This window comes from Geodermatophilus sp. SYSU D01180 (assembly GCF_054050415.1).
Window position 1 is genome coordinate 17775 of the sequence record NZ_JBJGZH010000030.1, and the last position, 24265, is coordinate 42039.

Below are 24265 nucleotides of genomic sequence, written 5' to 3' on the forward strand. Positions count from 1 at the left end.
GCCGTTCTACCGGTCTCTGGCGTCCACGCTAGAGACCGGTAGAGGGGCCTCGACGTGCGTGCGTCCGCGCCCGGGTGGGCACCCACGTCGGTGAGGTGGTGCGCCGTGGTGGACCGGTTGGTGGTCGTGGGTGCGTCCGCGGGGGGCGTGGACCCCCTGCGGCAGGTGCTGGCGGCGCTGCCCGCCGACCTGCCGGCCGCCGTCGCCGTCGTCCTGCACCTGTCCCCCACCGGCGAGAGCCGGCTGCCGGAGCTGCTGTCCCGGACCGGTCCGCTGCCCGCCCGGCACCCCACCGAGGGCGGGGCCCTGGTGCCGGGGCAGGTCGTCGTCGCACCTCCCGACCGGCACCTGGTCGTGCGCGACGGCCGGGTGCACCTCACCCGGGGACCGCGGGTCAACCGGCAGCGGCCGGCGGTCGACGTGCTCTTCCGCAGCGCCGCCGTCTCCTGCGGTGCGGGCGTGGTCGCCGTCGTCCTGTCCGGCGCGCTCGACGACGGCGCCCTCGGCGCGGCCGCCGTCGCGGCGCAGGACGGGCGCGTGCTGGTGCAGGACCCCGACGAGGCGCGCGTGTCCGCGATGCCCCGGGCGGCGCTGGCCGTCGTGCGCCGCGCCCGCGCGGCCCCCGCCGCCGAGCTGGGGCCGCTGGTCGCCGAGCTGGTCGGCGCCCCTCCCCCTCCGGCGCCCGCCGCCGGCGCCCCGTCCGACGAGAGGAGTCCGCAGATGGCCGGCGGACCGACGACCGTCACCGACCTGGGGGTCCCCGCCGCCCTCGGCTGTCCCGAGTGCCAGGGCGGCATGTTCGAGAGGACGGCCGACGGCTCGGTGAGCTGGACCTGCCACGTCGGGCACGCGTGGTCGGCGCAGAGCCTGCTCGAGGCGCAGCGCCAGGCCGTCGAGGGAGCGGTCTACAACGCCGCGTCGAAGCTGCTGGAGATCGCGTCGGTGCACCGCCGCCTGGCCGAGCTCGACACCGCCGGCAGGGACGAGCACCTGCGCGCGGCCGAGCGGGCCGAGGCACGGGCCGCCCAGGTCCGCGGCGAGGCCGACGGCGGCTGAGCCGCGGTCAGCCCGCCGGCGTCTGCGTGTACAGGGCGAGCCGCCAGCGGTCGCCGTCGCGGACGTACAGGCTGCTCATCACCCCGGTGAACGGAGGTCCCTGCTCGTGCCGCCAGGCGCGGCCGGTGTAGACCAGCGCCGCCGCGTCCGCGCCGGCGCGGACCAGCCGGACGTCGTCGAGCTCGTAGCGCAGCCACGGCGGCGAGGCGCCCAGGGCGGCGACGACGGCGGCGCGGTCCATCACCGTCCCGTCCGCGAGCACCATCAGGCCGTCGTCGGCCATCACCTCGCCGTAGAAGTCCCCGCCGGTCGCGTCGCACAGGGCGTCCCAGCCCCGCCGCTCCAGGGTGAGGAGCTCGGTCTGCACCTCGGTCTCCGTGTGGGTCTCCGTGTGGGTCTCCGTGTGGGTCGCCATGCGCCCGACCCTGGCCCGCCCCGGTGCCGGGCGTCCAGCCCCGGCGACGCCGTCAGGTGAGCGGCAGGGCGTCGGTGACCAGCCAGACGCCGAGCAGGAACAGCACCCAGGCCACCACCTCACCCGAGGTGCGCGACAGCCAGCCCTCCATCCGGGCCAGGGCGGGCGTGAGCCGGTCGTGCAGCGCTGTGCGGAGGGTCAGCAGGACCAGCGCCGGCAGGACCATGAGCAGGCAGTAGCCGGCGAGCAGGGCCACCGTCGCCGCCGGACCCGGTGCCGCCGTCACGAGCAGGGCGATCGCGGCGAGGTAGGGCACCATCGAGGCCGCCTCGATCCCCACCGCGGTGAGAGCGAGGACGACCACCGCACCGGGCGGGCCGTCGCCACGGGCCCGGTCGCGCCACCGGGCCAGCCGCCCCGGCCCCCGGGCGGCCCGCGCGGCGCGCCGGCGCTCCTTGCCCTCCCGGGTCCACGGCTCCACGGTCAGCCCGAGCAGGACCAGGACGGCCCCCACGACGAGCTCGGCGACACGGCCGGCTGTGCTCTCCAGGGCCGCGCCGAGCGGTTCCAGCACCACCGCGGCGCCGAGGACGAGCGCGATCCCGAGCAGCAGGTACGCGCCGGCCACCGTGCCGAGGAAGAGCAGCACCCGGGCCACCCGCACCCTGCCGGGGGCCAGCAGCAGCCACAGCGGGAGGACGAGCGTGCCGACGCTGGTGCTGTCCACGAGGGCCAGGCCCGCCAGCGGCAGCAGCAGGGTGACGTCCACGGCCCCTCCGGTGTCTTGGCAGCACACTCGTGCTGCCAAGACAACGTAGCACACGTGTGCTAGAACGAGGCCGTGCCCAGGACCGTGGACGCCGACGCGCGCCGGAGGCACCTCGCCGAGGCCGTCTGGCGGGTGATCCGGCGGGACGGCGTCTCGGGCGCGTCGGTGCGCAACGTCGCCCGGGAGGCCGGCACGTCGATGGGCTCGCTGCGGCACTGGTTCGCCACCCAGGACGAGCTCCTGCACTTCACGATGACCCTGGTGATCGAGCGCGCCCGGGAACGGGCGGAGGCGGTCGCGGCCGCCGGCGGGCCCCTGGTGCCGACCCTGCTGCGGGTGCTGGAGGAGACCCTCCCCCTCGACGAGGAGCGGCGGGCGGAGACAGAGGTCTGGCTGGCGCTCACCGCGCGGGCCCTGGTCGACCCCCGCCTGGCGGAGCTGCGCGACCGGTCGGCCGCCGACCTGCGCGCCTTCTGCGCCCGGGCCGTACACGCGCTGGTCGCGGCCGGGGAGGCGCGCACCGGCCTGGACCCCGACCTGGAGGCCGAGCGGCTGTACGCCGTCCTCGACGGCCTGGCCGTGCACGCCGCCACCCGCCCGTCCGCGCTCCCGCCGGATCGGGCCCGGGAGGTGCTCGCGGCACACCTGCGTTCCCTGGCCGACACGCCCTAGCCGGTTCTACCGATCTCTACGGCGGGGGCTAGACGGGGCCATACGGTGCTCGACGTGGACCCCGTCCGGAACCCCTACGCCCCCGGCGCCGGGCAGCGCCCGCCCGAGCTCGCCGGCCGCGACGACGAGCTGTCGGCCTTCGACGTCGTCCTGGAGCGGATCGCCCGCGGCCGGCCCGAGCGGTCGCTGGTGCTCACCGGGCTGCGCGGCGTCGGCAAGACGGTGCTGCTCAACCAGCTGCGGTCGGCGGCGATCGGGCGCGGCTGGGGCACCGGCAAGATCGAGGCGCGGCCGGACCAGTCGCTGCGCCGGCCGGTCTCCTCCGCGCTGCACATGGCGCTGCGGGAGCTGCGCCACCCCGACCAGGAGTCGATGGACGCCGTCCTCGGCACGCTCAAGGCCTTCGCCCAGCGGCTGGCCCCGTCCGACGCGAAGCTGCGCGACCGCTGGCAGCCCGGCATCGACGTGCCCGCCACCACCGGCCGGGCCGACTCCGGCGACATGGAGATCGACCTGGTCGAGCTGCTCAGCGACGCCGCCGGGCTGGCCGCCGACGTGGGCAAGGGCGTCGCGCTGTTCATCGACGAGATGCAGGACGTGCAGGCCCCCGACGTCTCGGCCATCTGCGCGGCCTGCCACGAGCTGTCGCAGCAGGGCGCGCCGTTGATCGTCGTCGGCGCCGGGCTCCCCCACCTGCCGGCGGTGCTGTCGGCGTCGAAGAGCTACTCCGAGCGGCTGTTCCGCTACCTGCGCATCGACCGGCTGGACCGGCCCGCCGCCGACCGCGCGCTGCTGGCGCCCGCCGAGCGCGAGGAGGTCACCTTCGAGCCGGCCGCCCTCGACGCCCTCTACGCGGCCGCCGACGGCTACCCGTACTTCGTGCAGGCCTACGGCAAGGTCACCTGGGACGTCGCGGCGGCCTCCCCGATCACCGCCGACGACGTCGCGATGGCCGCGCCGGTCGCCGAGGCCGAGCTGGCGGTGGGGTTCTTCGGCTCCCGGTATGACCGCGCCACCCCGGCCGAGCGCGAGTACATGCACGCGATGGCCGAGCTGGGCGGTCCCGCCGGCGCCCCCGTGGCGACGTCGGAGGTGGCCGCGGCCCTGGGCCGCAAGCCGGCGTCGCTGTCGCCGGCGCGCGACTCACTGATCAAAAAGGGGCTGGTCTACTCCGCCGAGCGCGGGCAGATCGCCTTCACCGTCCCCCACTTCGGCCGCTACCTCCTGCGCCACCCTGACTAGCGGCCCGCGTCAGCCCGGCAGGAGGAAGGCGTCCAGGTCGGCGGCGAGGGCCTGCGGGCACTCCCAGTTCGGGCAGTGGCCGGTGCCCTCGTGGACCAGCAGCCGGGCGTCGGGGAGCGCGGCCACGAGCCGCTCCTGCTGCCCGCGGTCGAACAGCGCGTCGCGGTCGCCCCACACCAGCAGCGTCGGCGCGGTGACGGCCCCGAGCCGGTCGCGGTCGTCGACGGCGACCATCTCCTCCCAGGCGTCCCGGTAGACCCACCCCGGCGCCTTGCGGCCCTCCCCGACCAGCGCGTCGAAGAACGCCGGCTCCACCGGCCGGTACACCGCGCTCGCGGCGAACTCCCGCACGAAGCCCTCGGGGACGTCGTCGGGCAGGTCGGCGATCGCCGTCCGGACCTCCGCGGCCAGCCGGTCGCCCACCCGGTCGGCCGAGCCGACGAGCACCATCCGGTCGACCAGCCCGGGGTGCTCCTCGGCCACCCGCCGCACCACGAAGCTGCCGTGGGAGTGGCCCACCAGGTGCGCGCGCCCGATCCCCACCACGCCGCACAGGGCCACCAGGTCCTCGGCGAGCCGGTCCATCGTGTAGCCGGCCCGCGGGTGGTCGGACCCGCCGAACCCGCGCTGGCTGAAGGCGACGGCGTGCAGTCGCGGGTCCAGGTGCGCGAGGACGCGGCTCCAGGAGAACCACGAGTCCGGCCAGCCGTGGACGAGGACGACGACCGGCCCGCCGGGGTCCCCCTGCTCGACCGTCTCCAGCCGCAACCCACCGGGGAGGGTCACGGTGCGCGGGCGGAGGGTCTGCGTCGTCCCGGACACGGGGCCTCCCGGAGTCGTCCCCCGCACCGCAACGGTAGGGACGGCACCGCCGGCCCGGGCCGGTCCGCCGCGGCGGAGATGGCCATTTCTTCCGCCGGACGGTTGCGGAGGGCAACCGGGGGCAGGGAGGAGCCCGTGCCCGACGTCGTCGAAGCCGGTCTGTGGGGTCTGCTGGGCGGCGCCGCCCTGGTGCTCGGCGCGCTGGTCGCCTGGTTCGTGCGCGTGCCGCAGGCGGTGATCGCCTCGGTCATGGCGTTCGGCTCGGGCGTGCTCATCTCCGCCGTCGCCTTCGACCTCATGGAGGAGGCCGCCGACACCGGCGGGCTGGGCCCCACCGCGGTCGGCTTCCTCGGCGGCGCGGTCGCCTACCTCGCCGCGAACGCGGCGCTGGCCCGGCGCGGCGCCCGGCACCGCAAGCGCTCGGGCGCGGCGGGGAGCGAGCAGCAGCCGTCGGAGGACGAGCAGGGCGGCAGCGGCGCGGCGATCGCCGTCGGCGCGCTGCTCGACGGCGTCCCGGAGTCGGTGGTCCTGGGGCTCGGCCTGCTCGGCGGCGGCGCGGTGAGCGCGCCGGTGCTGGCGGCGGTGTTCATCTCCAACGTGCCCGAGGGGCTGTCCAGCGCCGCCGGCATGAAGGCCGGCGGGCGGTCGGCCGGCTACGTCTTCGGGGTCTGGGGCGGCATCGCGCTGGCCAGCGGCCTCGCCGCGCTGGTCGGCTACGCGGCCCTGGGCAGCGCCCCGCCCGAGGCGATCGCCGTCATCACCGCCGTGGCGGCCGGCGCCATCCTCACGATGATCGCCGACACGATGATCCCGGAGGCCTTCGCGCGGACCCGAACCTGGACCGGCCTGATCACCACCGCCGGGTTCCTCGTCGCCTTCGCGATCGAGCGGCTCGGCGCGTGAGCGGGCAGGGTGGGCCCGTGGCAGAGGCACGCGACCCCGTCCAGATCAGCGTCCCCGTCGACGGCGGCGAGCTGTCCGCCCTGCACTGGGCCGCCGACGCCCCCGGCTCCCCCATCGCCGTGCTGGTCCACGGCATCACCGCCAACGCGATGGCCTGGGCTCGGGTCGCGGCCGCGCTGGCCGGCGAGTTCGAGGTCGTCGCCCCCGACCTGCGCGGGCGGGCCGGCTCGGCCGGGCTGCCCGGCCCCTACGGCCTCGAGCGGCACGCCGAGGACGTCGCCACCCTGCTCGACCGGTTCGGCGCCGACGACGACGCGGGGGCCGACGCCGCCGTGCTCGTCGGCCACTCGATGGGCGCGTTCGTCGCCGCGATGGCCGCGGCCGGCCCGGCGCGCGACGAGGTGCACGGCCTGGTCCTGGTCGACGGCGGGCCGGCCCTCGCCCAGCCCCCGGGCGCCGACGTCGACGCGATGCTCGCCGCCGTCCTCGGTCCGTCGCTGGACCGACTGTCGACGTCGTTCCCCGACCTCGCCGCCGTCCGCGCGTTCTGGGCGCGACACCCCGCCGTCGGCCCGTGGGTGGACGTGCCCTCGGTGGCCGCCTACCTCGCCCGCGACCTCGCCCCCGGCGGCCCGCCGCTGCGCAGCGCCTGCGTGCCCGAGGCGGTCCGCGTGGACGGCGGGGACGTGCTGCTCAACGAGCGCGTGCTGGAGGCCACCACCGCCCTGCCGGTGCCCGCGACGCTGCTGTGGGCCACGCGCGGCCTGCTCGACCAGACGCCCGGCCTCTACGACGATGTCCGCCTGGCCTCGCTCGGGCTGGGGGCGGCCGGCATCACCGCGCGCGAGGTGCCCGGCACCAACCACTACTCGGTGCTGTGGGCCGAGGAGGGCGTCGCGGCGATCGCGGACGAGGTGCGGGCGGCCGCCGCCCGCGTCTGATCAGGCGGGGTGGCCGAGCAGCGGGGGCAGCACCTCGGGCCCGGCCTCGGCCGGGCGCTCCCCGCCCACCGGGTGCGCCCGGACGGCGAGCACCGCGACGTCGTCCTCGGCGCCCTCGCCGAGCATGCTGGCCAGCAGCCCGTCGCACAGGTCGGCCAGCGAGGAGCCGGCCGCGGCCTCGACCAGCCGGCGCAGCTCCTCGCGGCTCTCGTCCAGAGGCACGCCGCGCCGCTCGAACAGCCCGTCGGTGAACAGCAGCAGCGTGCTGCCCGGCGGGATGACGTCGTGCCCGTCGGCGCGCGGGCCGCGCCAGCCGATCCCCAGCGGCGGGCCGACCGGCGCGGACAGGTCGCGGACGGTCCCGTCGGGCAGCAGCAGCATCGGCTCGGGGTGGCCGGCCGTGGCCCAGCGCAGCCGGCGCAGCCCCACGGCCGCCTCGGCGGGGGTCTGCTCGACCCGGCACACCAGCGCGGTGGCCATCGCGGGCACGGCGAGGCCGACCAGGGCGTGGTCGACCCGCCGCAGCACCCCGGCGGGCTCCTCCAGCCGGTCGAAGGCGATCGCGCGGACCAGCGTCTTGACCTGACCCATGGCCGCGGCGGCCTCGATGTCGTGGCCCATGACGTCGCCGATCACCAGCACGGTGTCGCCGTCGGGCTGGAGGAACGCGTCGTACCAGTCGCCGCCGATGGACACCCCGCGGGTGGCGGGCCGGTAGCGGACGGCGAGCTCGAGGCGGTCGGGCTGCACCGGCGGGGACAGCAGGCTGTGCTGCATCCGCTCGGCCACCTGCTGGGCGGCGCTGGCCAGCCGGGCGTTGTCCAGGGCCAGCGCGGCCCGCCGGGAGGCGATCTCCGCGGTCCGCAGCTCGACGTCGGTGTGCGGGCCCCGCCCGGGGCCGTTGACGAGGGTGAACGCGCCGAACACCTCGCCGCGGGCGAGCAGCGGGAAGGTGGCGACGGCGGACACCCGCAGCGCCGCCAGCGCCTCGCGGCTGGCGTCGTCGGCGACCATGACGCGGACGTCGTCGTCGGTGACCTGCGGGAGGACCACCGGCCGTCCGCTGGCCAGTGCCGTGGGCACCGGCGCGGTGGGCCGGTTGCTGCGCACCCGCAGGTCGGCGTAGCGGTGCATGGCCGGGACCATCGCCGGGTCGCTGTGCGCGCGGCCGACGTCGCGGCGGGTGCCGTCGGGGTCGACGACGCTGACCAGGCACCAGTCAGCCAGCAGCGGCACGACCAGGTCCGCGAACCGGGCGACGGCCTCGTCGACGTCGGTGGTCGACGTCATCGCCTGGCTGATGTCGCCGAGCAGCACCAGGTGGCGGGCCGACGCCTCGGCCCGCGCCGCGGCCGCGGCCGCCTCCGCGGCGGCGGTCTCGCGGGCCGCGACGGCCGCCGCGCGCTCCTCCTCCGTACGCCGGCGCTGCGTGACGTCGTCGTAGGTGACCACCAGGCCGGCCCCGGTGAGGAACGCGTCGGCGCGGAACCACCTCCCCAGCGGGGCGAAGAACGCCTCGGTGGACCCGGACTCGCCGGTCTCGCGGACGTGCCGGTACAGCTCCTCGAACGGTCCCCCGACCGCCTCCGGGAACACCTCCCAGATGCCCCGGCCCTGCAGCCCGGCGACGGTGTGCTCGAGCACCGCGGCCCCGGCCGGGTTGACGTAGCGGAACCGCCAGCCGTCGTCGAGGACCAACAGCGGCCGGTCCATGCCCTCCACGGCCTGGACGAGCAGGTCACGGGGCGGCGGGGCGGCGCCGTCCGGGGTCATGGGGCCATGCTGCCGCATCCCGGACGGCCGGCCCGCCTGCGGTCCCTCGTCGTGGGGACCGGTCCGGCGCGGACCCGTGGGCAGCCCGCCCGAGGACGACGTCGCGCTGCTCGCGGTGCGCGCCGGGGTGGGCTGAGCCGAGATCCGGCTCACCCCGCCGAGGCAGGTGGCGCCGGCAGGGTTGGGCCGCCGGCCGGCTGGGCACCGATTCCTCGTCCGAGAACGAGGACGACGACGGAGAAGAGGTCATGGGCCGACTGACCTGGCCGCTGCGCCCGCTGCCCGACGGGCGCGGCGAGCTGTGGCGCCGGGACCTGGGGGGCCTCGCCGAGCTGCCCGCCGCCCGGGCCGGGCTCCGCGACCACCTCAGCAGCGTCGGCTTCCCGCGCGACGACGACGACCCGGCGGCCGACCGGATGATCCTGGCCTTCGACGAGCTGGCCTCCAACGCGCTGCGGCACGGCGTCTCGCCGGTCGTCGCGACCGTGGTGGCCGGCTCCGGCGGCTGGCTGCTCGACGTGAGCGACCGCGACCCCGACACCATGCCCGCGCCGGCGGTCGGCCGGGACCCCGCGCAGGGCGGGCTGGGCCTCTACCTGGTGGCGCGGCTGTCGGTGGCCCACGGCTGGTACGTCGACGACGGCTGCAAGCACGTGTGGGCCTGCCTGCCGACGACCTTCGAGGAGTGCGCGGCCACCGCGTCCTGAGGACGTGAACGCGCCCGGGGCGGCGGGGACGAGAGTCCCTGCGCCGCCCCGGGGCGACCTGTACGGGCGCTCCCGGCCGGGAACGCCCGTCGTCTCAGGAGGGGACGACCAGCGAGAGCCGGCCCTTGCCGTAGCCGGGGACCTCGACGGCGAGGTCGAGCCGGTTGAAGGCGGCGAGCATGCCGGCGACGTCGCCCGGCAGGTCGTCGCCCGGCGCGTACAGCTGGTACAGCTTCGAGTGCGGGGCACCGGGCACGTTGAACAGCGCGGAGAGCACGTTGACGACCTCGTGCAGCGCCTCGGTGAGCATCGCGGTGAGCTCGCCGTCCTCCTCGACGACGTCCTGGACGCCGCCGGGGGGCAGCAGGGCCAGCGCGCCGCCGGTCCAGGCCGACAGCGGCAGGTCCATGACGCACAGCGCGTTGACGGCCATCGTCGGGCTGACGTAGACGGCCACCGAGACGGGGTCCTTCTCGGTCGGCGTCACCGGGGCGCCCGGCGTCACCGCGACGGGCTTGCCGACGAGGCCGGACAGCATGTCCTTGACGGCCTTGGCGTCGGGCAGGACGACGGTCAGCGGCGCGGTCACGCGAGCACCCCGTCGAGGTGCTCGGTGAAGGTGTCCGCGGTGAACGGCTTGGCGATGAGGAACAGCGCGCCGGCGTCGGCGGCCTTCTCCCGCATCTCCGCCGACCCCTCCGAGGTGACGAAGCCGAACGGCACGGTCGAGCCCGAGCCGCGCAGCGCCTGCAGACACTCCAGGCCGGTCATGTTCGGCATGTTCCAGTCCGACAGGACCAGGTCCGGGCTCTCGCTCTGCACCTTGTCGTAGGCGTCGCGGCCGTCCTCGGCCTCGACGATGTCGTGGTCGTCGTAGCCGGCCTGCCGCAGGGTGCGGATGACGATCTGCCGCATGACGCGGCTGTCGTCGGCGACCAGGATCTTCACAGGGGCACCTCGTTCTCTTCCTCGGCGTGCGACTGCACGGAGATGGTCAGGGGCTCGCCGCGCCACAGGACGGCGACGCGGCAGGTGTCGGCCTCGCGGCCGGCAGGCGGGGTGGCGCCGGTCCCGGGCAGGCCGAGCACCGACGGGCCGGGGAGGACGGCCTTGACGTTCCCGCCGACGACGTTGGCGAGCTCGCCCAGCGCGTCGTCGACGTCCTCGTCCTCGAGCACCGCGGGGGCGTGCTCGCGCAGCAGGGCCCGGGTCAGCTCCAGCGCCGTCCCGCGGCCGCAGGTGAGCACGACGGCGCCGGTCCACGGCCCGACGATCTCGACCCAGGCGCTCAGCGTGTCCGCGGGCAGCGGGGCCGGCAGCGGCACGAGCACCTCGTCCTCGCCGACCAGCGCGAGCCACGCCTGCCCGGTGATCTCCTGGACCGTCGCCTCGTCGATCAGCTCGTGGACCGCCGGCGGGCGGTCGGACGCGCGGCGGCGCAGCCCGGTGTCCGGACGGTTCACAGCGAGACCTCCTGCGGGAGCAGGCCGAGCAGCGCGAGCTTGTCGCGGATGGCGTCGGCGGTGAACGGCTTGATCACGTACTCGTGGGCGCCGGCGGCCAGCGCGCGCACGATCTGGCCGTGCTCGCTCTCGGAGGTGACCATCATCAGCGTCACCGCGCGCCAGGCCGGGTTGGCGCGGACGGCGTTGACGAACTGCAGGCCGTCCATCACCGGCATGTTCCAGTCGATGGTGCAGAGGTCGGGCACCCAGCCCTCGTGGAGGACGTCGAGCGCCTCCTGGCCGTGGCCGGCCTGCCGGGTCTCGTAGCCGAACCCCTCGAGGGTCCCGGTCACGATGCGCCGCATGGCGCGGGAGTCGTCGATCACCAGAGCGCGCACGGTCATGCCCCCTTCAGCGGGCGGTAGGCGGAGCTGCGGCCGAGCACGACCCGGCTCCAGGAGTCGTCGACGCCGAGGGTGGTCTCGGCGGCACCGAGGAACAGCCAGCCGTCGGGGCGCATGAGCTCCCGCACCCGGCGGAGGATCGCCTGCTTGGTGGGCAGGTCGAAGTAGATGAGCACGTTGCGCAGGTAGACGACGTCGAACGGGCCCATCCGCGGCAGCGGGGCGGCCAGGTTGCACTCGCGGGCGGTGACCATGCGACGCAGGCTCGGGGCGACCTCCCACTCGCTGCCGGCCCGCTGGAAGTGGCGGACCAGCATCGGCGCGGGCAGGCCGCGGTTGACCTCGAGCTGGCTGAACCGGCCGGCACGGGTGCGCTCGACCATCTCGCGGGAGATGTCGGTGGCGGTGATCGAGACCCGCGACGCCGCGTTCGGCAGCGCGTCCTCGAGCAGCATCGCGACCGTGTAGGGCTCCTGGCCGCTGGAGCAGGCGGCCGACCAGACCTGCAGCCGCTCGGCGGGACCGCGGGCGGACAGCAGCGCGGGCAGCACGGTCGAGGTCAGGGCGGTGAACGGGTCGCCGTCGCGGAACCACGAGGTCTCGTTGGTGGTGAGCGCCTCGACGATCGAGCGGGTGTCGTCCGGGCGCGGACGGCTCCGGACGGAGTCGACGAAGGCGTCGACGTCGGTCAGGCCCATCTTGCGGGCCAGGGGCAGCAGGCGGGCCTCGACGAGGTACTCCTTGCCCGGCGCGAGGACGATCGCGCTCTCCCGGTGCACCAGTTGGCGCACCCAGTCGAAGCGGGTGGCGGTGAGGGTCATCGGAGTGCTCCCGTCGCGTGGATCAGGGGGGCGGGCTGCGGCGGGGTGCCGGGGACGGCGCGGCCGAGGTGGCGGGTGATCGCCTCGGCGACGCGGTCGAGCGGGAGGACCTCGTCGGCGAGACCGGCGGAGGCCACGGCGCCGGGCATCCCCCACACGACCGAGGTGGCCTGGTCCTGGACGACGACGGTGCCGCCGGCGTCGCGGACGGCGCTCGCGCCGCTGCGGCCGTCGGAGCCCATGCCGGTCAGCACCACGGCGAGGACGGCGCCGTCGTAGGCGGTCACCGCGGTCCGGAACAGCGGGTCGACGGCGGGGCGGCAGAAGTTCTCCGGCGGGCCCTGCGACAGCACCGTCGTCGCGCCGCGGCCGGTGCCGCGCACGGTGAGGTGGTGGTCGCCGGGCGCCAGGTGGACGGTGCCGGGCAGCAGCGGCGAGCCGTCGGCGGCCTCCACGACGCGCAGCGCGGAGAGGCGGTCCAGCCGCTGGGCGAACTGGCGGGTGAAGACCGGCGGCATGTGCTGCACGAGCAGGACCGGCACCGGGAGGGTGGCCGGCAACGCGGGGAGGACCTTGGCCAGCGCCTCGGGGCCGCCGGTGGAGGAGCCGATGACCAGCACCGCGGGCGCCTTGTGCGGCGTGCTGCGCGGCGCGGGCGGGCGGGGGGCGACCGGGGCCGTCACGGGGCGGGCCGCGCCGAGGCCGACCGGGCGCCCGGTGAGGGCCTTGATCTTCGGGATGAGCTGCTCGCGGACGCTCTCCATCGACTGCGCGACGCTGCCGACGTTGGCCGGCTTGGTCACGTAGTCGTTGGCGCCGGCGGACAGGGCGTCGAGGGTCGCCGAGGCGCCGCGCTCGGTGAGCGTGCTGAACATGACGATCGGCACGCGGTTGCGGCGGGCGCGGATGGCGCGGACCGCCTCGATGCCGTTCATCTCCGGCATCTCGACGTCCATCGTGACCAGGTCGGGCTTGAGCGTGTCGAGCTTGGTCAGCGCGAGCTTGCCGTTGACCGCCGTGCCGACGACCTCGATGGCGGGGTCGGAGGACAGCACGTCGGTCACGATCTTGCGGACGACGACCGAGTCGTCGACCACCAGCACGCGGATCGGGTCCACACGTCCTCCTGCTCCAGCGGCGACGGCCGGCGGGGCCGTCGTCGGGGTCTCGGCAGCACGGCGGGGGGCCTCAAGGTCAGCTCCGGCGCTGTTCCGGAACGTCCTCGGGCGTCCCACCCGCATCGCCTGTCCCAGGAGTTGTCGGCCGCCCCGCCCGCCGGGTTGACGCGGGCCGCGCAACCGTTACGGGTCGTGCGGTGACCAGGAGGCCCGCGGGGACATGTCGACCCGCCCGCACGGCCGCCCGTCGGGTGCGCATCGCGCTGACCTGCGCGGATCAGGAGTGCCGCAGGTCGATCACCGGCTCGTTGCCGCACGTCGCGCCATGTCATGCCGTGCCGGCGGCAAGAACGCGATGATCACCAACGGACGAGCCTGTCCCCTGTGTCGATCATCGGATGCGTGTACGCGCGGGCGGCGTGCCGGCCCGTGTCCCGTGCACACAGCCGATGATCAACGAGGACGCGGGCGGCCGCCCGGGGGTCAGCGGCCGGTGGCGCGGTGCCAGGGCGTGAGCAGCACGCCCAGGGCGCTGGAGTCGAGCAGGTCGCCCATCGTCAGCGCCTGGACGACGCCGGCGAGGGCGTTCCACGAGCCCGTGGCGCCGTCGTGGGCGTCGAGGCCGCCGTCGGCGAACGCGCGGACGGCGAGCAGCTGGGCGGTGGCGAGCGTCCGGGTGCGGCCGGAGACGTGCGCGGCCCACGCGGCCTCGTGCATGGCGGCCGCCCACGGGCGCTGGGTGGCGCGGCCCTCGTCGACGGCGGCCCGCCAGCGCTCGCGGCCGCGGGCGTCCAGGCCGGCGAAGGTGGCCAGCAGCGAGCTCAGCTCGGGGGTGGCCGGGCCGAGGTCGGCGTCGGCACCGCGGGTGGCGGCGTCCGGGACGACGGCGGTGAACGGCGCCACCAGCTCGCGGCGGACCAGCCGGGGCAGCACGTCGGCAGCCCACTCCCCCACCGCGGCGTCGGCGAGGACCTCGGCGGCCTGCTCGCGGACGTCGTCGTCGGCCTGGGTGAACGCCCCGTGCTCGGGTCCGAGGACGTCCTCGCGCAGCAGCCGCTCCAGGGCGGCGGCGTTGCCGATGGTGCCGCGCTCGAGCTGGGCGACCAGGACGGCGGCGCGGTCCTCCCCCGGCTCCGGCGACACGGAGCGCAGCTGGGGCACCGCGGCGGCGAGCTCGCGGGCGCGGCGGGCGCGCACGGCCAGGACGGTGCGCTGGTCGCGGTCGGCGCCGCGGGAGCGGGCGCCGGCGGCGAGCGCGGTGAGCTCGGCGGGGCCGGCGGTGAGCCCGGTGAGCAGCACGTCGGCGACCGCGCGGCCGGCGGGCAGCCGCACCAGGTCGAACCCGAGCGTCGCGGCACTGACCAGCGAGTACGGCACGTCTCCCCCTCCGACGGCACCGCCGTGGAGCAGGCGGTCAGCCCATGCTCGCGGTGATCACCCCGCAACGCCACGCGGCCGTCACCCGATCGCCGGAGGGGCGAGGGGTGACGGCCGCGTGTCGGGCTCCCTCAGGTGACTTGGAGGTGACGCAGGGTCACCGGAGGCGGGCTCCCTGCAGGGTCCCACCGCGAGCTCACGAGCGGTGGGGGCAGGGGCCCTTCTTCAGGCGCCGACGGCCTTCTGCACGTCGAGGGCGAGCAGCAGCTGCCCGTCGAGCTTGTAGGCGCCGCGGATGAGCTCGCGGGCCTGCCCGTCGAGGGTGTCCGGCGGGGCCTCGAAGTCGGTCGCGTCGACGTCGACGACGTCGGCGATCGAGTCGACCAGCAGGCTCACCGCCTCGCCGTGCAGCCGCACCACGATGACGACGGCGTCGGTGCCGGCCGGCCGCGGCGGGCGGCCCAGCCGCTCGCGCAGCTCGATGGCGGTGACCACCTGGCCGCGCAGGTTGATCAGCCCGGCGACGGCCGGCGGCGCCAGCGGCACCCGGGTGAGCTTCTGGCTGCGCAGCACCTCCTGCACGTGCTCGACCTCGACGCCGTACAGGTCGCCGTCGAGCCGGAAGGTGGCCAGCTGCCCGCTGGTGGCGCGGGTGGCGGTCTCGGTGGTCACGTCAGACCTCCAGCAGAGCGGACGCGGGGGAGCGGGTGTCGGTGGCGTAGAACGCCGGGTCGGCCGCGAGGATCGCGGCGCGGACGTCGAGCAGCTCGGTCACCTTGTCGCCGAGGACGGCGGAGCCGAGCAGGCCCAGGTCGTCGATGTCGCTGCGGACGGCGGCCCCGCCGTCGACGATGTCGAGGATCTCCTCGACGACGATCGCGACGCTGCGGCCGTGGTCGCTGTAGACGATCACCTCGAGCACCTCGCGCTCGCTCGTGCCGTAGGCGCCCAGGTGCCGGTCGAGCCGGACGATCGGCAGGATCGCGCCGCGGTACTGCACGACCTCCCGGTTGCCGACCCGCTCGACGGCCTCGGCGCGCACCTGCTCGAGGCGGGTGACGGTGTCCAGCGGGATCGCCACGCGGCGGCCCTCGCCGATCGCGGCCAGCAGCATCCGCTGGCGCTCGGTCTCGCCGCCGGTGGTGCCGGCCGCGGCCGCCTCGCGGGCCTCCTGCCGCTCACTGCTCTCGGTGCGCAGCGCGCGGCGGGCCAGGGCCTGGACGTCGAGGATGAGCGCCACCGCGCCGTCGCCGAGGACGGTCGCGCCGGAGTACAGGCCGATCGCCTTGAGCTGGCCGCCGACGGCCTTGACGACGATCTCCTCGGTGTTGATGACCCGGTCGACGACGAGGCCGAAGCGCCGGCCCTCGCTGCGCAGCACCGCGATGACCACGTGGCCGTCGTGCCGGTCGGAGGCCAGCCCCAGGACGTCGGTGAGCCGGACGAGGGGGAGCAGCTCGCCGCGCAGCCGGTAGACCGGCGCGCCGCCGACCTCCTCCACGGCGTTGGCGGCCTTCTCGGCGTCGAGGCTGACCAGCTCCTGCAGGCTGATCTGCGGGATGGCGTAGCGGTCGCCGGCGCACTCGACGGTCAGCGCCGGGACGATCGCCAGGGTCAGCGGGATGCGCAGCCGGCAGACGGTGCCGCGGCCGGGCTCGGACTCGACCTCGATCGTGCCGCCGATGGACTCGATGTTGGTCTTGACGACGTCCATGCCGACGCCGCGGCCGGAGACGTTGGTGACCGCGGCCGCCGTGGAGAAGCCGGGCAGGAAGATCATCTGCAGGACGTCCTGCGGGCCCATGCGGGACAGCTGGTCGGCGGTGACCAGGCCGCGCTCGACGGCCTTGGCGCCGACCTTGGCCGGGTCGATGCCGGCGCCGTCGTCGGCGACCTCGACCACGACCTGGCCGCTCTCGTGCTTCGCGCGCAGGGTGAGCACGCCCTCGGCGGGCTTGCCGGCGGCGCGGCGGCGGTCGGGGGCCTCGATGCCGTGGTCGACGGAGTTGCGGACCAGGTGGGTCAGCGGGTCCTTGACCGCCTCGAGCAGCGTCTTGTCCAGCTCGGTGTCCCGGCCCTCCATCTCCAGGCGGACGCTCTTGCCGCACTGGATGCCGAGGTCGCGGACGACGCGCGGCAGCTTGGACCAGATGTGGTCGATCGGCTGCATGCGCGTCTTCATGACGCCCTCCTGCAGCTCGCTGGCGATGAGGTTGAGCCGCTGCGAGGCGCGCACCAGGTCGGTGTCGGTGGAGCGGCCCACGTACTGGACGATCTGGTTGCGGGTCAGCACCAGCTCGCCGACCAGCAGCATCAGCGAGTCGAGCAGGTCGACGTCGACGCGGATCGTCGAGTCGGCGACGGCGCGGCGCTGCTGCGCGCCCTGGCCCTCGGGGCGGGCGGCGCCGGCCGGCAGGCCGCCGTCGGCGTGGTCGTCGTGCCCCTCGTCGTGGTGCTCGTCGTGCACCTCGTCGTGGACGGGGGCGGGCTCGGGGTCCGTCTCGGCAGCGGCCTCGACCACGGCCTCGGCGGCCGCGACGACCTCGGCGGCGACTTCCGGGGCGACCTCCGGGGCGACCGCGGGGGCCACCTCGGCGGGCGCCTCGGCCGCGACGGCGGCGGGCGCGGGCGCGGCGACGGGGGCCGGGGCGGGGGAGTCCTCCATGGCCGCACTGATCTCGGCGACGACGGCGGAGACGTCCACGCCGCCCTCGCCGCCGGTGGCCTCGATGGAGGCGAGCAGCGAGCGGACGGTGTCGACCATCCGGAGCAGCACGCTGGTGCGCTCGGGGGTCAGCGCGAGGACGCCGTCCCGCAGCCGGGAGAGCATGTTCTCCCCGACGTGGGTGACTTCCTCGAGCCGGCCGAAGGCGAGGAAGCCGCTGGTCCCCTTGATCGTGTGGATGGTGCGGAAGATGCTCGAGAGCCGCTCGCGGGAGTCGGGCTCCTGCTCGAGGGCGACCAGGTCCGTGTCGAGCTGGTCGAGGTTCTCGTGGCTCTCGACGAGGAACTCCTCGACGATGTCGTCCAGACCGTCCACCGTTGCCTTCTCTCTCGCGTGCGGGGGACGGATCCGTCCCCGAATGGTCTTCGGCGGCCCGCCGTCGGACTCAAGGTGAGCGCCGGGCGGCCGCGGGGGTGCTGGGGCGCCTCCCGTGGCCGGCCGGGAGCGGCCGGCCACGGGAGCGCGGTCAGTAGGTGAAGCGGGCGACGCTGGTGCGCAGGTCGGCGGCCATCCGGGAGAGCTCGTCGACGGCGGTGCGCGTCTGGGTCAGCGCCTGCGTGGTGGAGTCGGCGGCGGTCGAGACCCCGGTGATGTTGTCCGCGATCTGGCCGGAGCCCTGCGCGGCCTCGGACACCGAGCGCGACATCTCGTTGGTGGTCGCCGTCTGCTCCTCCACCGCGGAGGCGATGGTGGTCTGCCGGTCGGAGATCTGCGCGACGATCTGGGAGATCTCGCCGATCGCGGCCACCGCGGCGGTGGTGTCGCCCTGGATGGCCTGCACCCGGCGGGCGATGTCCTCGGTGGCCTTGGCCGTCTCCTGGGCCAGCTCCTTGACCTCGTTGGCCACCACGGCGAAGCCCTTGCCGGCCTCCCCGGCCCGGGCGGCCTCGATGGTGGCGTTGAGCGCGAGCAGGTTCGTCTGCTCCGCGATCGAGGTGATCACCTTGACCACGTTGCCGATCTCCGCGGACGAGTCGCCCAGCTTGGCCACGGTGGCGGTGGTGGTCTCGGCCGCGGTGACCGCGCGGGCGGCCACCGCCGACGCCTCGGCGGCGTTGGTCGCGATCTCCCGGATCGAGGCGCCCATCTGCTCGGCGCCGGCCGCGACGGTCTGCACGTTGCGGGACACCTCCTCCGCCGCACCGGCCACCACGCCCGACTGCGCGGAGGTCTCCTCCGCAGACGCCGAGATCTGCGCCGAGGACGCGGACAGCTCCTCGCTGGACGCCGCGACCGCGTCCGCCGAGGCGGCGACGGCGGACAGCACCGAGCGCAGGTTCTCCTGCGCCTCGCCCAGGGCGGCGGCCATGCGGCCGAGCTCGTCGCGCCCGCGGACCTCGGGGGTGACGGTGAGGTCGCCGGCCGCCAGGGCCTCGACCGAGCGCTGCACCGAGCGGACGGTGCCCACGAGCCGCCGGACCACGAGGACGGTCAGCCCGCCGGCGACCAGCGTGCCCAGGGCCAGGGAGACCCACAGGGTGGTGGTGGCCGAGGAGACGATGCCGACGGCCTCGTCGGTGTCGGCCTGGCCGGCGCCCACCCGGCGCTCCTGCATGGCGTTGTACTGGTCCATGAGGACGTCGGAGCGGTCCTGCAGCGGGCCGGTGATGACGGCGGCCGCGACGGCGAGGTCCCCGGCGTCGGCCGCGGGCAGCAGCTGGGTGTCGGCGATCGTGTAGTAGTCCTCGACGGTGCCGCGGAACTCCTCGAAGGCCTCCTTGTTGACCGTCACCGCGGCGTAGGCGTCGAGCTGGCCGTCGATGGTGTCCCGGCGCTCGGCCAGGTCGGCCCGCAGCGCGGCGCGCTGCTGCACGTCGGCGATCGGGTACGTGTTGTACCGCGACCGGTCGCCCTGCCAGGAGCGCTGGATGTTGGCCAGGTCGGACAGCCGGACGACGTTGTCGTTGATCCGGGCGGCCGCGTCCTGGACCGCCGACAGCCGGTTGACGGCGAGGACGGTCATGGCGACGGCGACCAGCGCGAGGACGGCGACGGCGGCGCCGATCTTGACGCCGACCGGGCGGTCGGCGAACCAGCCGCCGGTGCGGCCGGCGCGTTGCGTGCTCATGGGACTGCTCCTGGGTTCTGGGTGTGGCCGGTGGGTGGTGAAGCGGGCGCTCTCGGGGTAGGAGAGTGACGGATCCGAAAAGGAACTCGGGCCGTCCGGAAATGGCGTGTCGGTAACGATCCGAACACGACCGTAATCGGGTGCGAGAGGCGACACCGGGACCATTCCCGGCACCAAGTCGACAAGCGGTAGGACGCCGATGAGCAGCGCGGATGCCAAGTCGACAAGGTCATCCGCGCAGGTGGCGACGCACGTGAGCGGCAGAAATGGTCATTTCTGCCGCTCAGGGCGGGAGCGCACGGCCGCGCCCGTCGCCATTGTCGGGACAATGACTCAGAGCGCGGCCGTGATCACCGGACGCCGGGACGGATGACCATTCCCGGTGGCCGGGTCGCAGGGGTCAGTGCGTGAAACGCCCGACGCTCGTCCTGAGCTCGGCGGCCATCCGGGAGAGCTCGTCGACGGCGGTGCGCGTCTGGGTCAGCGCCTGCGTGGTGGAGTCGGCGGCGCTGGAGACGCCGGTGATGTTGTCCGCGATCTGGCCGGAGCCCTGCGCGGCCTCGGACACCGAGCGCGACATCTCGTTGGTGGTCGCCGTCTGCTCCTCCACCGCGGAGGCGATGGTGGTCTGCCGGTCGGAGATCTGCGCGACGATCTGGGAGATCTCGCCGATCGCGGCCACCGCGGCGGTGGTGTCGCCCTGGATGGCCTGCACCCGGCGGGCGATGTCCTCGGTGGCCTTGGCCGTCTCCTGGGCCAGCTCCTTGACCTCGTTGGCCACCACGGCGAAGCCCTTGCCGGCCTCCCCGGCCCGGGCGGCCTCGATCGTGGCGTTGAGCGCGAGCAGGTTCGTCTGCTCCGCGATCGAGGTGATCACCTTGACCACGTTGCCGATCTCCGCGGACGAGTCGCCCAGCTTGGCCACGGTCGCCGTGGTGGTCTCGGCCGCGGTCACCGCGCGGGCGGCCACCGCCGACGCCTCGGCGGCGTTCGTGGCGATCTCCCGGATCGAGGCGCCCATCTGCTCGGCGCCGGCCGCGACGGTCTGCACGTTGCGGGACACCTCCTCGGCCGCGCCGGCCACCACGCCCGACTGCGCGGAGGTCTCCTCCGCAGACGCCGAGATCTGCGCCGAGGACGCGGACAGCTCCTCGCTGGACGCCGCGACCGCGTCCGCCGAGGCGGCGACGGCGTCGAGCACCTCGCGCAGGTTGCCCTGGGCGCGGTCGAGGGCGTCGGCCATCCGGCCGACCTCGTCGCGGGACCGGATGCCGGTGGAGCGGGTCAGGTCGCCCTGCGCCAGCGCCTCGAGGGAGGCCTGGACCGTGCGCACCGGCCGGATCACCGAGCGGGCGGTCAGCCAGCTGAGCAGGACCAGCAGCAGGAAGCCCAGTCCGGCGACGACGAGGGCGATCGTCTCGTAGCGGGAGACGGTGTCCTGCAGCTCGTCCTGGGCCGCCTCCGCCTCGGTCTCCAGCGTGTCCTTGGCGGTGCCGACGGCGGCGTCGGTGAGGTCGTTGGCAGCCTGGATGTCCTCCCAGCGCACCCGCGCGCCGGCCTGGTCGGCCACGGCGCCGTTCACGAAGACGGTGATCGCGTCGGTGTAGTCGCCGTAGGTGTCCTGCAGCGCGGCGACCGCGGCGGCGCTGTCCCCGGTCAGCTCGATCCCGCCGAGCTCGGCGAGCAGCTCCCGCGGGGTGGCGACGTCGTCGGCGAGCTCGGCCAGCTGCTCGGCCGGGTCCTCGCGGACGATCGCCTTGAACCCGTCGACCTTGAGCTCGCTGGCCCGGGTGTCGAGCTGGAGCACCAGCGCCTGCGCGTCCTCCAGCGCCTCGGCGCGCTCCTGGGCGTCGCGGACGGCGGCGTTGCCGAGCAGCGTCGCGCCGAGCAGCCCCCCGAGCGACAGCGTGCCGACGGCGACCAGCGCGCCGAACTTGACGGACAGCGGGCGGTCGGCGAACCAGCCGGCGCGCGGGCGGGGTGCGGCGTTCACGAGAGCCTCCTGGGCTTCCTGTGCACGCTGCGACGGATGTGACGGGCGTGCAGCAGGAATGGTGGCGGCGCCCGGTGCCCGCGCCCCGGCACGGGAAACGCACCGGGACGGATCGTTGTGGAGGAGGCGGTGACCGCCCGCGACGCCGTCGCCGAGTCGACGGAGCCCGGCGGTGACCGGCCCGGCCTGCCGGGCGTCCGCGCTGGTCGGAGCGGGGGAGGGGCGCCGTGTCGACCCGCCGCGGGCGGTGACCGCGCGACCGGGGAACGGTCGTCCCGGACCGCGGCGCGACGCGCCGCGGCGGGTCAGGCGAGCAGGTCGCCGAGCAGCCGGAGGACGGCGAGGGCGGCGGCCGGGTCGGCCACCCGCTGCGTCGCGGCCGTCTCGCCCTCGCCGACCTTGATGCCGAGGTCGTCGGGGCCGAGGGAGCGGAAGACGTCCTCGTCCGTGCGGTCGTCGCCGAGGTAGACGACGGCGCCGGCGTCGAGCTCGGTGCGCAGCCGGCGCACGGCGCTGCCCTTGTCGGCATCCACGAGGACGAGCTCGAGCACCGCCTTGCCCGGCTTCTTCGTCAGTGACGGATCCGCGATCGCGTCCGCGGACTCCAGCAGCGCGGTGGCCGCGGCGGGGTCGGGGACCTGCCGGACGTGGACGGCGACGCTGGCGGGCTTGACCTCCAGCCGCGCGCCGGGGACGGCGGCCACCAGCGGGGCGAGCTGGCCGGCGAGGACGTCCCGGCGGCCGGCCAGGTCGCCGGTGAGCGGGCCGTCGAACTCGGCGCCGTGGCTGCCCACCCAGCGGTAGGGGCCGGTGAGGCCGCTGACCGCGCGCAGGTCCTCGAGCCCGCGGCCGCTGACCAGCGCCACGGTCACGCCGTCGGCGGCGGCGATCCGGGCGAGGGCCTCGGCGGTGCCGGGGGAGGGGACCGCCGCGCCCGGGTCGCCGACCAGCGGGGCCAGCACGCCGTCGTAGTCGGAGGCGACCAGCAGCGGACGGCGGGCGGCGACCGCCGCCAGCGCGGCCGCCGTCCCCTCCGGGACGCTCACGCCTGGGCGCGCAGGGCGTCGAAGAAGGACGACGCCCAGTGGTCGAGGTCGTGCTTGGCCAGGTACCGGCGCATGGCGCGCATCCGGCGGGCGCCCTCGTCGGGCTCGATCCGCAGCGCGCGCAGCAGCTGGTTCTTCACCCCGGCGATGTCGTGCGGGTTCACCAGGAACGCCTGCTTGAGCTCGGCGGCGGCACCGGCGAACTCGGACAGGACGAGCGTGCCGCCGAGGTCGCCGCGGGCGGCCACGTACTCCTTGGCCACCAGGTTCATGCCGTCGCGGTAGGGCGTCACCAGCATGACGTCAGCCGCGCGGTAGAGGGCGGCGAGCTCCTCGCGGGGCATCGACTGGTTGAAGTAGTGCACCGCCGGGCCGCCGATCGAGCCGAAGACGCCGTTGATGTGGCCGACCTGCTGCTCGATCGTCTCCCGCATGTGCACGTAGTGCTCGACCCGCTCGCGGCTGGGCGTGGCCACCTGGACCATGACCGTCCCGGGCGCCTCGACCGCGCCGTCCTCGAGCAGCTCCTGGAAGGCGTTGAGCCGGACGCTGATGCCCTTGGTGTAGTCCAGCCGGTCGACGCCCAGGATGATCTTGTCGGGCTTGCCCAGCTCCGCGCGGATCTCCGCGGCCCGGCTGACCACCTCCGGCGAGGAGGCGAGCTCGTCGAAGGCGGCGACGTCGATGGAGATCGGGAACGCCCGCGCGGTCACCGTGCGCCCGTCGTACTCGATCGTCGCCCCGCGGGTGGGCAGCTCGTGCAGCCGGCGGGCCAGCTGGACGAAGTTGACCGCGGCGCTCGGCCGCTGGAAGCCGACCAGGTCCGCGCCCAGCAGCCCCTCGACGATCGCCGACCGCCACGGCAGCTGGGTGAACAGCTCGTAGGGCGGGAACGGGATGTGCAGGAAGAAGCCGATCGTGAGGTCGGGCCGGCGCTGCCGCAGCATCGCGGGCACCAGCTGCAGCTGGTAGTCGTGGACCCAGACGATCGCGCCCTCGGCGGCCACCTCCGCGGCCCGCTCGGCGAAGCGCTTGTTGACCTGCACGTAGGTGTCCCACCAGGTGCGGTGGTACTCCGGCTTCTCGACCACGTCGTGGTACAGCGGCCACAGCGAGGCGTTGGACATGCCCTCGTAGTAGCGGTCGACCTCCTCCTCCGAGAGCTCGACGGGGATCAGCGACATCCCGCCGGACTCGAAGGGCTCGGGCGCCTCGCCGGCCGAGCCGGACCAGCCCACCCACGCGCCGCCGCGGCCGGCGACGAAGGGCTCGAGCGCGGTCACCAGGCCGCCGGGGCTGCGCTGCCAGCGCGTCGTCCCGTCGGGATCGGTCACCTGGTCGACCGGCAGCCGGTTGGCCACCACGACGACGGGACTGTCCGCCCCCACGTCTCCCGCGCCTGTCCTGGCCATACGCCGTCGACCCTACTGAGACGCCGCGGCCACGTCACCCGGGGGCGGGGGAGCCGTTGGTCTCTTGCCGCAGCCGTCCCGCCGCACGACCCTGCGGCCGTCGCCGGATCCGGGGGGGAGCATGACGTCGACGGCGCTGGCCGAACTCCCCGTGCGGGAACGGGTCCGTCTCTTCGAGCGGGCTTGCAACGCCAGCGGGCTCGGGGACTATGCCGCCCTCCTCGCGCCCGACGTCCGGAGCCGCACGGGGGACCTGACGGCGACCGGACGGGACGCCGTCGTCCGGTTCATGACGGCCGTCAGGACGACGTTCCCCGACCTCTCGGTGACCTTCTCCCACGTGCTCGTCTCGGGTGACGAGGTTGCCGCGGAGCTGGTCGAGCGGGGGACCCACCGGGGGCCCTTGGTGCTGCCCGGCCGGACGCTCCCGCCGACCGGGCGCCGCGTCGAGTGGCACGCCGCGACCTTCTTCCGGTACGACGAGAACGGGCTGATCCGGTCCCTTCGCGACTACCTGGACACGGCCGCGCTCCTGCGGCAGCTCGAGGGGTGACCG

Annotated in this window: 24 protein-coding genes; 7 read left to right on the forward strand and 17 right to left on the reverse strand. The window is 75.4% G+C overall.

Going from position 1 to position 24265, the window contains the following annotated elements:
* Positions 1–105: 105 nt before the first annotated feature.
* Positions 106–1056 (forward strand): chemotaxis protein CheB, encoded by a 951-nt coding sequence (locus ACI8AA_RS20520; RefSeq protein ID WP_457046221.1) that lies wholly within the window; start codon positions 106–108, stop codon positions 1054–1056.
* A 7-nt stretch (positions 1057–1063) separates the two neighbouring features.
* On the opposite strand, the gene ACI8AA_RS20525 is transcribed toward ACI8AA_RS20520, so the two are convergent.
* Both ACI8AA_RS20525 and ACI8AA_RS20530 read right to left on the reverse strand, forming a co-directional pair.
* Entirely contained in the window at positions 1064–1471 is a 408-nt protein-coding gene (locus ACI8AA_RS20525; protein WP_457046222.1) for a nuclear transport factor 2 family protein, read from the reverse strand.
* 52 nt (positions 1472–1523) lie between these two features.
* The gene (locus ACI8AA_RS20530) at positions 1524–2240 is read right to left on the reverse strand and encodes a GAP family protein (protein WP_457046223.1); all 717 of its coding nucleotides are present in this window, start codon (positions 2238–2240) and stop codon (positions 1524–1526) included.
* A 72-nt stretch (positions 2241–2312) separates the two neighbouring features.
* Here ACI8AA_RS20530 and ACI8AA_RS20535 point away from each other — a divergent pair, with 72 nt between their 5' ends.
* A complete protein-coding gene (locus ACI8AA_RS20535) occupies positions 2313–2912 on the forward strand; it encodes a TetR/AcrR family transcriptional regulator (RefSeq protein WP_457046224.1) in 600 nt (199 codons plus the stop codon).
* A 54-nt stretch (positions 2913–2966) separates the two neighbouring features.
* On the forward strand, positions 2967–4154 hold the full coding sequence (locus ACI8AA_RS20540; RefSeq protein ID WP_457046225.1) for an AAA family ATPase: 1188 nt from the start codon (positions 2967–2969) through the stop codon (positions 4152–4154).
* A 9-nt stretch (positions 4155–4163) separates the two neighbouring features.
* On the opposite strand, the gene ACI8AA_RS20545 is transcribed toward ACI8AA_RS20540, so the two are convergent.
* Entirely contained in the window at positions 4164–4976 is an 813-nt protein-coding gene (locus tag ACI8AA_RS20545) for an alpha/beta fold hydrolase (RefSeq protein ID WP_457046226.1), read from the reverse strand.
* Positions 4977–5111: 135 nt separating this feature from the next.
* Here ACI8AA_RS20545 and ACI8AA_RS20550 point away from each other — a divergent pair, with 135 nt between their 5' ends.
* Together ACI8AA_RS20550 and ACI8AA_RS20555 are read left to right on the forward strand one after the other, a co-directional pair.
* On the forward strand, positions 5112–5879 hold the full coding sequence (locus tag ACI8AA_RS20550; protein ID WP_457046227.1) for a ZIP family metal transporter: 768 nt from the start codon (positions 5112–5114) through the stop codon (positions 5877–5879).
* 17 nt (positions 5880–5896) lie between these two features.
* The gene (locus ACI8AA_RS20555; RefSeq protein WP_457046228.1) at positions 5897–6820 is read left to right on the forward strand and encodes an alpha/beta fold hydrolase; all 924 of its coding nucleotides are present in this window, start codon (positions 5897–5899) and stop codon (positions 6818–6820) included.
* Here the strand turns inward: ACI8AA_RS20555 and ACI8AA_RS20560 are convergent, their stop codons facing one another.
* The gene (locus tag ACI8AA_RS20560) at positions 6821–8593 is read right to left on the reverse strand and encodes a SpoIIE family protein phosphatase (protein ID WP_457046229.1); all 1773 of its coding nucleotides are present in this window, start codon (positions 8591–8593) and stop codon (positions 6821–6823) included. It abuts the gene before it with no gap.
* Between the two features lie 248 nt (positions 8594–8841).
* Here ACI8AA_RS20560 and ACI8AA_RS20565 point away from each other — a divergent pair, with 248 nt between their 5' ends.
* Positions 8842–9300 (forward strand): ATP-binding protein, encoded by a 459-nt coding sequence (locus ACI8AA_RS20565; RefSeq protein WP_457046230.1) that lies wholly within the window; start codon positions 8842–8844, stop codon positions 9298–9300.
* A 94-nt stretch (positions 9301–9394) separates the two neighbouring features.
* Here ACI8AA_RS20565 and ACI8AA_RS20570 read toward each other — a convergent pair whose 3' ends face one another.
* The 13 genes from ACI8AA_RS20570 to ACI8AA_RS20630 all read right to left on the reverse strand — a co-directional run bounded on the left by ACI8AA_RS20570 (position 9395) and on the right by ACI8AA_RS20630 (position 23685).
* On the reverse strand, positions 9395–9889 hold the full coding sequence (locus tag ACI8AA_RS20570) for a hypothetical protein (protein ID WP_387991877.1): 495 nt from the start codon (positions 9887–9889) through the stop codon (positions 9395–9397).
* On the reverse strand, positions 9886–10248 hold the full coding sequence (locus ACI8AA_RS20575; protein WP_457046231.1) for a response regulator: 363 nt from the start codon (positions 10246–10248) through the stop codon (positions 9886–9888). Before ACI8AA_RS20575 ends, ACI8AA_RS20570 begins: the two co-directional genes overlap by 4 nt.
* On the reverse strand, positions 10245–10763 hold the full coding sequence (locus tag ACI8AA_RS20580; protein ID WP_457046232.1) for a chemotaxis protein CheX: 519 nt from the start codon (positions 10761–10763) through the stop codon (positions 10245–10247). The genes ACI8AA_RS20575 and ACI8AA_RS20580 overlap by 4 nt, the downstream gene beginning before the upstream one ends.
* Complete coding sequence (locus ACI8AA_RS20585) at positions 10760–11149, reverse strand: response regulator (RefSeq protein ID WP_456902936.1); 390 nt, start codon at positions 11147–11149, stop codon at positions 10760–10762. Before ACI8AA_RS20585 ends, ACI8AA_RS20580 begins: the two co-directional genes overlap by 4 nt.
* Complete coding sequence (locus ACI8AA_RS20590) at positions 11146–11970, reverse strand: CheR family methyltransferase (RefSeq protein WP_457046233.1); 825 nt, start codon at positions 11968–11970, stop codon at positions 11146–11148. The genes ACI8AA_RS20585 and ACI8AA_RS20590 overlap by 4 nt, the downstream gene beginning before the upstream one ends.
* Entirely contained in the window at positions 11967–13088 is a 1122-nt protein-coding gene (locus tag ACI8AA_RS20595; protein ID WP_457046234.1) for a protein-glutamate methylesterase/protein-glutamine glutaminase, read from the reverse strand. The genes ACI8AA_RS20590 and ACI8AA_RS20595 overlap by 4 nt, the downstream gene beginning before the upstream one ends.
* Positions 13089–13571: 483 nt before the next feature.
* The gene (locus ACI8AA_RS20600) at positions 13572–14465 is read right to left on the reverse strand and encodes a hypothetical protein (protein WP_457046235.1); all 894 of its coding nucleotides are present in this window, start codon (positions 14463–14465) and stop codon (positions 13572–13574) included.
* 225 nt (positions 14466–14690) lie between these two features.
* Positions 14691–15137 (reverse strand): chemotaxis protein CheW, encoded by a 447-nt coding sequence (locus ACI8AA_RS20605; protein ID WP_457046236.1) that lies wholly within the window; start codon positions 15135–15137, stop codon positions 14691–14693.
* A 1-nt stretch (position 15138) separates the two neighbouring features.
* Positions 15139–17505, reverse strand: coding sequence for a chemotaxis protein CheA (locus ACI8AA_RS20610; protein WP_457046237.1), 2367 nt, complete (start codon positions 17503–17505; stop codon positions 15139–15141).
* Between the two features lie 151 nt (positions 17506–17656).
* Complete coding sequence (locus tag ACI8AA_RS20615; RefSeq protein ID WP_457046238.1) at positions 17657–19258, reverse strand: methyl-accepting chemotaxis protein; 1602 nt, start codon at positions 19256–19258, stop codon at positions 17657–17659.
* A 400-nt stretch (positions 19259–19658) separates the two neighbouring features.
* Positions 19659–21251: a methyl-accepting chemotaxis protein gene (locus ACI8AA_RS20620; RefSeq protein WP_457046239.1), complete on the reverse strand. Its 1593-nt coding sequence runs from the start codon at positions 21249–21251 to the stop codon at positions 19659–19661.
* Positions 21252–21556: 305 nt separating this feature from the next.
* Positions 21557–22297, reverse strand: coding sequence for a trehalose-phosphatase (otsB, locus tag ACI8AA_RS20625; protein WP_457046240.1), 741 nt, complete (start codon positions 22295–22297; stop codon positions 21557–21559).
* Entirely contained in the window at positions 22294–23685 is a 1392-nt protein-coding gene (locus tag ACI8AA_RS20630) for an alpha,alpha-trehalose-phosphate synthase (UDP-forming) (protein WP_457046241.1), read from the reverse strand. The genes otsB and ACI8AA_RS20630 overlap by 4 nt, the downstream gene beginning before the upstream one ends.
* A 145-nt stretch (positions 23686–23830) precedes the next feature.
* Here ACI8AA_RS20630 and ACI8AA_RS20635 point away from each other — a divergent pair, with 145 nt between their 5' ends.
* Complete coding sequence (locus ACI8AA_RS20635; RefSeq protein ID WP_457046242.1) at positions 23831–24262, forward strand: ester cyclase; 432 nt, start codon at positions 23831–23833, stop codon at positions 24260–24262.
* Positions 24263–24265: the final 3 nt, after the last annotated feature.

Excerpts from the sequence above, each read along its gene's own strand:
- ACI8AA_RS20525 (WP_457046222.1), bottom strand. The coding sequence starts at position 1,471 with ATGGCGACCCACACGGAGACCCACACGGAGACCCACACGGAGACCGAG.
- ACI8AA_RS20560 (WP_457046229.1), bottom strand. The coding sequence starts at position 8,593 with ATGACCCCGGACGGCGCCGCCCCGCCGCCCCGTGACCTGCTCGTCCAG.
- ACI8AA_RS20565 (WP_457046230.1), top strand. The coding sequence starts at position 8,842 with ATGGGCCGACTGACCTGGCCGCTGCGCCCGCTGCCCGACGGGCGCGGC.
- ACI8AA_RS20585 (WP_456902936.1), bottom strand. The coding sequence starts at position 11,149 with ATGACCGTGCGCGCTCTGGTGATCGACGACTCCCGCGCCATGCGGCGC.
- ACI8AA_RS20590 (WP_457046233.1), bottom strand. The coding sequence starts at position 11,970 with ATGACCCTCACCGCCACCCGCTTCGACTGGGTGCGCCAACTGGTGCAC.
- ACI8AA_RS20615 (WP_457046238.1), bottom strand. The coding sequence starts at position 19,258 with ATGAGCACGCAACGCGCCGGCCGCACCGGCGGCTGGTTCGCCGACCGC.
- ACI8AA_RS20635 (WP_457046242.1), top strand. The coding sequence starts at position 23,831 with ATGACGTCGACGGCGCTGGCCGAACTCCCCGTGCGGGAACGGGTCCGT.